The organism is Anaerococcus sp. (assembly GCF_030825785.1).
Taxonomy (GTDB): Bacteria; Bacillota; Clostridia; order Tissierellales; family Peptoniphilaceae; genus Anaerococcus.
In genome coordinates, this window is record NZ_JAPJPG010000018.1 from 18920 (window position 1) to 27977 (window position 9058).

Genomic DNA, 9058 nt, shown 5'->3' on the forward strand with positions numbered 1-9058 from the left:
TTACCTAACTTTTATTTTCCAAATCTTCCTTTATTTTATCAATCACATCAGAAAGTTTATCTGATATAGGGAAAGTTTTGAAGTTTTGGTTGAAGTCTTCTTTCCTCTTTCTTTTGATCCTGCCTCTCATAGTATCTAGATCTTGTCTTAATTCAAGAGCCGTAACCCTGCTTGCTCCCTTGCTTGTCACCTGGGTTTGGATAGCACCATCGTCTGTTACTACCTTGATATTATGATGCCTATTAGCCCTTGCGAGCTCTCTTTCTATGTAGGTATCAGCAGTCTGAAACCTTTTGGTAAATACAATCTTCATCCCATATTTTTCTATGATAGTTTCTTTTATCCTGTCTAGATTGTAGGCATCAAAGACTATTACAAGCTCTTCCCCAGATAGGGACTTATATTCTGCCATCTCTTCTATGAGTTTATCTCTTGCATCCGCTAGGTCAACTCTTTTAATTTCTTCAAGTTCACTCCATTTATTTATGACATTGTAGCCATCAATAAAGGTTATATTTTTCTTAGTTAAAGCCATTTTGTCTTAACAGCTCATACATAGAAATCGCCGCTGCTACAGATGCGTTTAGGCTATTAACTCTCCCAAGCATTGGTATATTTATAAGCATATCACAATTCTTCCTCACAAGTCTAGAGATTCCTTCACCCTCATTGCCTACAACGAGGGCTACCTTACCTCTTAGGTCTGCGTGACTTATGTCAGAGTGGGCTTCACCTGCAAGTCCATAGATCCAAAATCCCTTATCCTTAAGGTCTTTTATGGTCCTAGTTAGATTGGTAACCCTTACTACCTTGATATTATTAATAGCTCCAGCACTAGTCTTATAGACTGTAGAAGTTACAGAAGCTGATCTTCTTTCTGGAATTATTACTGCGTCAAAGCCAAAGCTTTCTGCACTCCTTATGATAGCGCCTAAATTGTGAGGGTCTTCGATTTTATCTAGGATTATAAGCCTAGAAGAATCAGATAAGTCCTCCAAGCTAGAATAATTAAAAGATTCGACCTCAAGCATAACGCCCTGGTGGTTCATATCTATCTTATCAAAAAATCTCTTATCTACAAAGGATATTTCTATATTTTTTTGATTTAGCTTATCTATTATCTTATCTACAAGCCTAGAATTTTGCTTTAAGATATAGGCCTTGTAGACTTTGATGTCAGTATCCAGGGTATCTAAAACTGGCTTTCTTCCATATATCTTATCCATTAGCTAATCTCCCACTTGACACCTTCTCTGGTATCTTTAATAGTAATTCCCATAGCAGAAAGCTCATCTCTTATTTTATCTGCTGTGGCAAAATCCTTGGCCTTTTTAGCTTCGCTTCTTTTTGCTATTAGCTCTTCGATTTTAGATACGTCTACATCAGCTTCCTTTTTATTGGCAAGAAGACCCAAGCTATCAAAAAGCTCCTTATAGAGCTTATAAGTTTTATCTACAAGATCTATACTTGATGATGAATCGAGCTTTGTGTTTACAAATTTTGCTATGTCAAATAAAACAGTAATAGCATCAGCTGTGTTTAAGTCATCATCCATCACTTCGATAAACTTATCCTTAAAGGCCTTAAGGTTATTTTCTAGATCTTTCTCTTCTTCTGATAAGTCCTTGTCCTCTGCCTTATCCAATAGCTCTTCTAGTCTGAAGTAAGCATTGGTTAGTCTTTGCAGGGAGGCCTTGGCCTGCTCTATTATTTCTCTTGTGAAGTTGATAGGTTGCCTATAATTTGTCGTAAGTAGCCAGAATCTAATAATAGATAGGTCGTATTCCTTCTTGATATCGTGAAGGGTGAAGAAGTTTCCCAAGGACTTGCTCATCTTTGTTCCGTCAACTTGGATCATCCCATTGTGCATCCAATAATTGGCAAATGTCTTGCCATTAAGGCCTTCTGATTGAGCGATTTCGTTTTCGTGATGAGGAAATTCCAAATCTTCTCCACCGGCATGGATATCTATAGTCTCTCCTAAGATTTTCTTACTCATGGTAGAGCATTCTATATGCCAGCCAGGTCTACCCTCTCCCCATGGAGATTTCCAGCTTATTTCGCCTTCTTTTTTGGTTTTCTTCCACAAGGCGAAATCTACTGGGGATTTTTTCTTAGATCCATCGGCAGTATCTAGTCTATTACTTGCTCCGTGGATTAGATCTTCTATATTTTTTCCTGAAAGCTTACCGTAATCGTCTGCCTTTGATACGTCGAAGTAGACATCTCCTTCTGATTCATAGGCCATGCGCTTATCGACTAGGCCCTTGACAAAGGCTATGATATCATCCATAACCTCGGTTGCCCTAGGATGGATGGTATCACCTTCATCTATATTTAAGTCTTTGGCATCTTCCATGTAGGCAGCTATATATTTGTCTGTAACTTCCTTGGTGGTGATTCCTTCGGCGATAGATTTGTTGATTATCTTATCATCTACGTCTGTAAAGTTTACCACGTATTTTACATCGTAGCCCTTAAACTTCATGTAACGTCTGAAAGTATCAAATACAACTAGTGGCCTAGCATTTCCAATGTGCATATAATCATAAACAGTTGGCCCACAGACATACATCCTTATTTTGTTTTCTTCTATCGGGATAAATTCTTCTTTTTGTCTTGTAAGCGTGTTATGAATTTTCATTAAAAGTTTTCCTTTACGTAATTTAATCTTTCTTTGATTTTTTCCTTGCCCATGATTACGAAGGCATTAGATAGTTCTGGTCCATGAACTGATCCTGTTATAGCAGCTCTTACTGGGAACCATAGGTTCTTGCCCTTGATTCCTGTTTCTTTTTGGATTTTCTTCATTATAGTTGATGCGAACTCTTCATCAATTTCATCGATTTCTTCAAGGTGATTTAGGAAGGAGTCGATTAGTTTTTTGGCATCATCTGTCTTAATTGCTTCAACTGCTTCCTCATCCCAAGTCATATCCTTATCAGCTAGGAAATAGTTCTTTGATAGCTCTGGCGCGTCTGAGAACTTATCGATTGCTGATTGCCAAGTTTTAGCTAAGAGTTTTAATTTATCTTCTGGGTAAGATTCGTCTATTAGGCCAGATTTTACCATGTATGGTTTGATTTTTTCTGTAAGCTCATCTACTGATAGGTCTCTTACATAGTGGCCATTAACCCAGTCAAGTTTTCTCTTATCAAAAACTGCCCCAGTCTTGTTTACTCTATCGAAATCGAATTGTTCAGCCAATTGTTTCATAGTAAATATTTCTTCTTCGCTATCTGGTGACCATCCGAGTAGGGCTAGGAAGTTTATAAGTCCTTCTGGCATGTAGCCTTCTTCGATGAAGTCTTCTACCATACCATCTCCGTTTCTCTTTGAGTATTTCTTATGGTCCTTGTTAAGAACGGTTGGTAGGTGGATGTATTCTGGTGCCTTCCAGCCAAAGGCTTCGTAAAGGTAAACGTGTTTTGGAGTTGAAGAAACCCACTCATCTCCACGAACTACGTGGGTAATTTCCATCAAGTGATCATCTACTACTACAGCGAAGTGATAGGTTGGGAAGCCGTCTCTTTTGATAAGGACTTGGTCGTCTTGATCGTCTGTATTGAAGGTGATCTTTCCCTTTATCTTATCGTTAAAAGTAATGTCTCTGTTTACTGGAAGTTTTAGTCTAACTGTGTGAGGCTCCCCTGCTGCAACTCTCTTTTTAGCTTCTTCTAGAGGAATTGACCTGCAGAGTCCGTCATATTTTGGTGTAAGTCCGTCAGCTCTTTGTTGGTCACGTACCTTGTCGATTCTTTCTTGTGAACAGAAGCAATAGTAAGCCTTGCCTTCTTCTATAAGTTGGTCGATATATTTATCATAGATACCTTCTTCAACCCTTTCAGATTGGATATATGGACCACAGTTACCCTTTTGGGTAACTTCTCCATTTTCATCTAGCATTACTCCCTCGTCGATTTCAATGCCAGACCATTTAAGAGCCTTTAGGAGGTTTTCCAAGGCTCCTTCTACAAATCTAGTCCTATCTGTATCTTCAATTCTTAAAAGCATATCCCCACCAGTATGTCTTGCGTATAGGTAGTTGAACAAAGCAGTTCTAAGACCTCCTATATGCAAATATCCTGTTGGTGATGGTGCAAATCTTACACGTACGTTTTCCATTTAATTCTCCTTCATTTTAATTAATTACAAAATATATATTCTTTTACTATTATATAATAAATTTTAAAAATTTTTAAGTAAAAATAATAAAATAGATAATGAAGGGAGTGAAAATCCACCCCCTTCGACTAATATAATTTATTATATCAAGATATACTATATAAAGCAAGAATGTCAAGCAAAATCACTTGATTTTTCCAAAATTTCCCTAGCTTAAAATCATCCCTTGAGTTGAAACTTATCATCGTAGAAAAGAGCTACTGTAGGTATAATTAGTCCTCCAACAATATTTCCCGAAAGCACTATCAAAAACACAGTTATAATTCGAGGATTTATATTTCCTGCCAAGAAAAAGTAAAAGCTATCTGCTATTGAATGCTCAAATCCTGATAGAACAAAGGTCATAATAGATATAAATATAGCCAAATACTTGCCAACCTGATAGGAATTGTACTTAAATTGGTGAGCGGCGTTTGTTACAAACATATTACAAAAAATCGCTAGGATAAATATACTTAATAAATTATCCGATGTTTTTATTACAACTGACCTTTCTGCAAGACGGATTAAATTCTCGCCATACCTTGTTAGGCTAATCATTTTAGCTACTGTGAAAGTCCCCAAGAGATTGCCCAAGAGTACTTTTATAAGCTTTATTCTGTAGGTTTTTCTTTCCTTATAAAAATAATATCCTACCATACCAGTAAAGAGATAATACTCTAGACTTAAGATAATAAAAAGCGCTCCAGCAAAGAGGAAAGAGCCTAGGGCCTTTGAAGGAATACTTAGTTTTACTATTCCTCCAAGACCAACTATAACTCCTGCCATAAAGCCATATACATAGTCTTTGTACTTCATAATTGACTTTCTATTTATACATATCAAGCTTTGCTAGAAGCTTATCGATTTGATCTATTATAGAGCCTATAAATTCTATAGCTTCCTCAAGAGGTCTTGTAGTAGTCATATCTACTCCGGCTTCCTTGGCAAGCTCGATAGGTCCTTTTGATCCACCCATCTTCAAAACATCTACCCATCTTTTTCTATCTTCGTCTGTACCATTTACAATCTTATCTGAAATTATTGTTCCAATAGTAAGGCCTGCTGAATAGGTGTAAGGGTAAAGTCCCATATAATAGTGAGGTTGTCTCATCCAAGTTAGCTCACTTCCCTCATCTAGTTTTACAGAATCTCCCCAGAATTTCTCTAGATTTTCCTTAAAGATTCTATTAAAGTCAGAAGATGAAAGGCTTTCTCCTTTCTCTACAGCACGGTAAACATCTCTTTGGAAACTTGCTTCGAGAAAGTGAGTTACGAAGTTATGATAATAGGTCTTCCCAATCATTGTAGAAAGTACCCACAATTTCTCCCTATCGTCTTTTGCCTTGTTTAGGAGATATCTTTCCATAGTTATCTCGTTGGCTGTTGATGGGGATTCTACGAAATACATACTCATCTCAGAAAGCAGAGCCTCTTGATTATCGTTTGAGTAAATCCCTTGGCAGGCATGGCCTAACTCGTGGGCTAGGGTCATAACCTGGCTCATAGAATTGTTGTAGGTTGTCATTATAAACGGATGGGACTTATAAGGACTTGCACAGAAGGCTCCAGTTCTTTTGCCTGTATTTTGGGCATAGTCAATCCACCTATCAGAAAAGGCCTTATCAAGATATGATACATATTCCTCTCCTAGTGGTGAAAGTCCATCTAAGATGTATTCACGAGCCTTATCTATATCAACTTCAAGCTCATAATCTGGGTCTATAGAAAGCTTTAGGTCTGCGTAGGTCATCTCATTTAGACCGTAGTGTTTCTTGATTATTTCTGCGTACTTTCTCATATGAGGAGCAAGTTTTTCCATAATTGTATCTAGTTGATTTTCGTAAATATCAAAATCGACGTCTTGGCGGTCCAAGAGATAATGGAATACTGATTCATAACCGCGAATATCAGCTAGTCTCTTCTCATTTGTTACTTGGTTATTGTAAACTGAGGCATCGGCGTTTTCGTATTTTCTAAGAACTTCGTGGTATCTCTTGAAGGCCTCACGTCTTAGACCTGTCCTTGGGTCCGTTTCTAAGAATTCTTCGAAGGTATTGTGGTTAAGGACAATCTCCTCTCCCTCATATTCAAAATTTTCAAAGTCCATATCTCCATAACGCATGTCATTATAATTAGTATATGGGGCATCGAAAGTTGGCTCGAGACTTGCAAGAACAGCTTCTGTCTCATCATTTAGCATGTGGGCTTGTTTTTCTTCTATCCTTTCGATAAAGTAGGCAAAATCCTCATTATTTTCAACTACTTCTCTTAGAACTTCCTTATCAAGCCTTGAAAGAGCTGGCTCGTAGAAAGATAGGTCGGAAAACACCTTAGAAAGTTCATTGCCAAGTTTTGCGTATCTTTTGGCCATGTGATCATCTGTAGTATCAACTTCCATAGAAATTCCCGCAAAGGTTCCTAGCTTATCTACTATAGCTATAATTTCTGAGTACTCTCTTAATGACCTTGATACTTCTTCTGCTGCACCTATATCCTTAAATTCCTTAGAAAATTCGCCTGCCTTAGCCTTAAGCTTCTCTATTTCTTCATAGAAGGCGTCATCATCGGCATACATATCCTCGATCTTCCAAGTTTCTTTTACATCAACTTCACTTCTTTTTTTCATCTCTATCTCCTTTTTACTTCACTATAATTATTCTACCCAAAACGATAGTATCTATCATCTACAATATTATTTAATAACAATAGAAGTATAATAGAAGAAAAAAAGGAGGAGCGATGAATAAGAGAATAGAAAACTTCGCTAAACTTGCCGTAGAATTCGGCGTAAACGTCAAAGAAGGAGAAGACGTCCTAATCACATCTCCTGTCGAAAGCCCTGAGCTTTGCCGCCTTATAGCAAAGGCAGCCTACGAAAAAGGAGCAAGAAATGTGGCAATCGACTGGAAAGATGACACAATCACAAGACTAACTTACGAATACCAAGACCAGGAGACTTTAAACGAAGTTGCTGACTGGAAGATAGAAAAGCTAGATTATCAAATAGCTCAAAAGAAATCAAACAGGATTTCAATCTACGCAGAAGACCCAGACCTACTAAAGGGACTTGATAGCGAGAAAATCTCTGAAGCTATCAGAGAAAACAGCAAGAAGACCAAGGAATATGTCAAATACACCATGAACGATATCCTATCCTGGCTAGTAATCTCTGTTCCAACCAAAAAATGGGCCAAGAAAGTCTTCCCAGACTTATCTCCCGAAAAAGCCTACGACAAATTGTGGGAAACAATCCTAGATGTATCAAGAGTCTCTGAATCATGGGATGAGACAAAGGCTAACTGGACAAATCACATCAACACCTTAGATGAGAAGGCCAAATTCTTAAATGACCACCAATTCGACAAGGTCCACTACAAATCAAGTAATGGAACAGATCTTTGGGTCAAACTTCCTAAAAATCATATTTGGATGTCTGCAGGATCAAAAAATGAGAAAAACGATAGATTTATCCCAAATATGCCAACAGAAGAAGTCTTTACCTCACCTCAATACGATGGAGTAGATGGTAAACTTGTAGCTAGCAAGCCTCTAGTCTATAACGGAGTTGTAATTAACGATTTCGAATTTGAATTTAAAGATGGAAAGGTCGTATCTTTTTCTGCCAAAGAAGGAGAAGATACCCTAAGGAAGATGCTAGATAGTGATGAAGGAAGCAAGTACCTAGGAGAAATCGCCCTAGTCCCTTACGATTCCCCAATATCAAATTCCAACATTCTTTTCTACAACACCCTATTTGACGAAAACGCCTCCTGCCACTTCGCCCTAGGTAAGGCCTACCCAACAACAGTCGAAGGAGGAAGCGATCTAGATGATAGCAAGGTAAGAGAAATCGGTCTAAATGATTCCCTAATCCACGAGGATTTCATGGTAGGAACAGACGATTTGGAAATTTACGGCTATAAGAATGATAAAGAATTTAAAATATTTGAAAAAGGCAACTGGGCCTTCTAGAAAAAATATAATATATTTTGCCTGTCGATCGTATCGATAGGCCTTTTTTTGTCCACTTATCTTAGGAAAGCGACCTTTTATCAGAAAACAAGTGAATCCTTAAAGAAGATAATCTATAATAATCTTAGGAGGTGGGAATGAAGGTTGAAATAATCATAGATGAATCGATAGAAGAAACCAAAGTCAAGATTTATTCCAATAAGTATTCTAAAGAAGTCGAAAATATAAGGGATGCCCTAAGTGAAACTTTGCTTGATAAGATAGTGGCTTTTCAGTCTAAGGAAGTTTTTATCCTATCCTTTGATGAGATAATAAGAATATATGCCCAAGATAAAAGCGTATATATAAAAACGAAAGATAATACCTACACTACAAGGCTTACTATCTATGAATTTGAATCAAAGACGGATAGAAGAAATTTCATCAGAATCTCTAGATCTGAAATCGTAAACCTCGACTATGTAAAAAGACTTGACCTTTCTTTTACAGGAACTATTGCGGTTGAACTTGTTAATGGAGATGTTAGCTATGTTTCTAGGAGAAAACTTAAAGAATTTAAGAAGGCCTTGGGCCTTTAGGGGGAGAATATGAAAAATATCAAAAATTTACTAATGCAGTTTCTCGTAGGCGTTGGAATCGGAGGAATAATAGAAGCTATAATTTCCCTATATCTAGGGATTGATTTTGTAGGATATCCCGAATTTATTGCTAAAGTAAATCCAGGCACTGGAAGAATAATCCAAGTTTTAATCTACGGTGGCTTTGGCCTAATCCCGGAACTTAGTTCAATTATCTTAAAGTTAAGAGAAGAATATAGCAGAAGAAAACAAATAATTCACTTCTTAATTCTAATTTCCTACTTTATATTTGCAGGAATCTATTTAAGATGGTTTGAAGCATCCAAAATCCTTATATATCC

At 37.2% G+C, this 9058-nt stretch carries 9 protein-coding genes; 3 read left to right on the plus strand and 6 right to left on the minus strand.

What is annotated here, in order from left to right:
* Nucleotides 1-4: 4 nt before the first annotated feature.
* The 6 genes from RCH56_RS04035 to pepF all read right to left on the minus strand — a co-directional run bounded on the left by RCH56_RS04035 (nucleotide 5) and on the right by pepF (nucleotide 6793).
* The gene (locus tag RCH56_RS04035; RefSeq protein WP_306483712.1) at nucleotides 5-535 is read right to left on the minus strand and encodes an NYN domain-containing protein; all 531 of its coding nucleotides are present in this window, start codon (nucleotides 533-535) and stop codon (nucleotides 5-7) included.
* Nucleotides 522-1226, minus strand: coding sequence for a 23S rRNA (guanosine(2251)-2'-O)-methyltransferase RlmB (rlmB, locus tag RCH56_RS04040; protein ID WP_306483713.1), 705 nt, complete (start codon nucleotides 1224-1226; stop codon nucleotides 522-524). Before rlmB ends, RCH56_RS04035 begins: the two co-directional genes overlap by 14 nt.
* Nucleotides 1226-2644: a cysteine--tRNA ligase gene (gene cysS / locus RCH56_RS04045; protein ID WP_306483714.1), complete on the minus strand. Its 1419-nt coding sequence runs from the start codon at nucleotides 2642-2644 to the stop codon at nucleotides 1226-1228. Before cysS ends, rlmB begins: the two co-directional genes overlap by 1 nt.
* Nucleotides 2644-4125 carry a glutamate--tRNA ligase gene (gene gltX, locus RCH56_RS04050; RefSeq protein WP_306483715.1) on the minus strand — a complete coding sequence of 494 codons (1482 nt, stop codon included), beginning with the start codon at nucleotides 4123-4125 and terminating at the stop codon, nucleotides 2644-2646. The genes cysS and gltX overlap by 1 nt, the downstream gene beginning before the upstream one ends.
* A 219-nt stretch (nucleotides 4126-4344) precedes the next feature.
* Complete coding sequence (locus tag RCH56_RS04055; protein ID WP_306483716.1) at nucleotides 4345-4983, minus strand: formate/nitrite transporter family protein; 639 nt, start codon at nucleotides 4981-4983, stop codon at nucleotides 4345-4347.
* 10 nt (nucleotides 4984-4993) lie between these two features.
* The gene (pepF, locus tag RCH56_RS04060; RefSeq protein ID WP_306483717.1) at nucleotides 4994-6793 is read right to left on the minus strand and encodes an oligoendopeptidase F; all 1800 of its coding nucleotides are present in this window, start codon (nucleotides 6791-6793) and stop codon (nucleotides 4994-4996) included.
* A gap of 113 nt (nucleotides 6794-6906) precedes the next feature.
* Between pepF and RCH56_RS04065 the strand changes: the two genes are divergently transcribed.
* The 3 genes from RCH56_RS04065 to RCH56_RS04075 form a co-directional block, all read left to right on the plus strand.
* Nucleotides 6907-8139: an aminopeptidase gene (locus RCH56_RS04065; RefSeq protein ID WP_306483718.1), complete on the plus strand. Its 1233-nt coding sequence runs from the start codon at nucleotides 6907-6909 to the stop codon at nucleotides 8137-8139.
* A 137-nt stretch (nucleotides 8140-8276) separates the two neighbouring features.
* A complete protein-coding gene (locus tag RCH56_RS04070; RefSeq protein WP_306483719.1) occupies nucleotides 8277-8717 on the plus strand; it encodes a LytTR family DNA-binding domain-containing protein in 441 nt (146 codons plus the stop codon).
* Nucleotides 8718-8726: 9 nt separating this feature from the next.
* Nucleotides 8727-9058, plus strand: a 332-nt coding sequence (locus RCH56_RS04075; RefSeq protein ID WP_306483720.1) for a DUF3021 family protein, incomplete at its 3' end; no start/stop codon positions are given.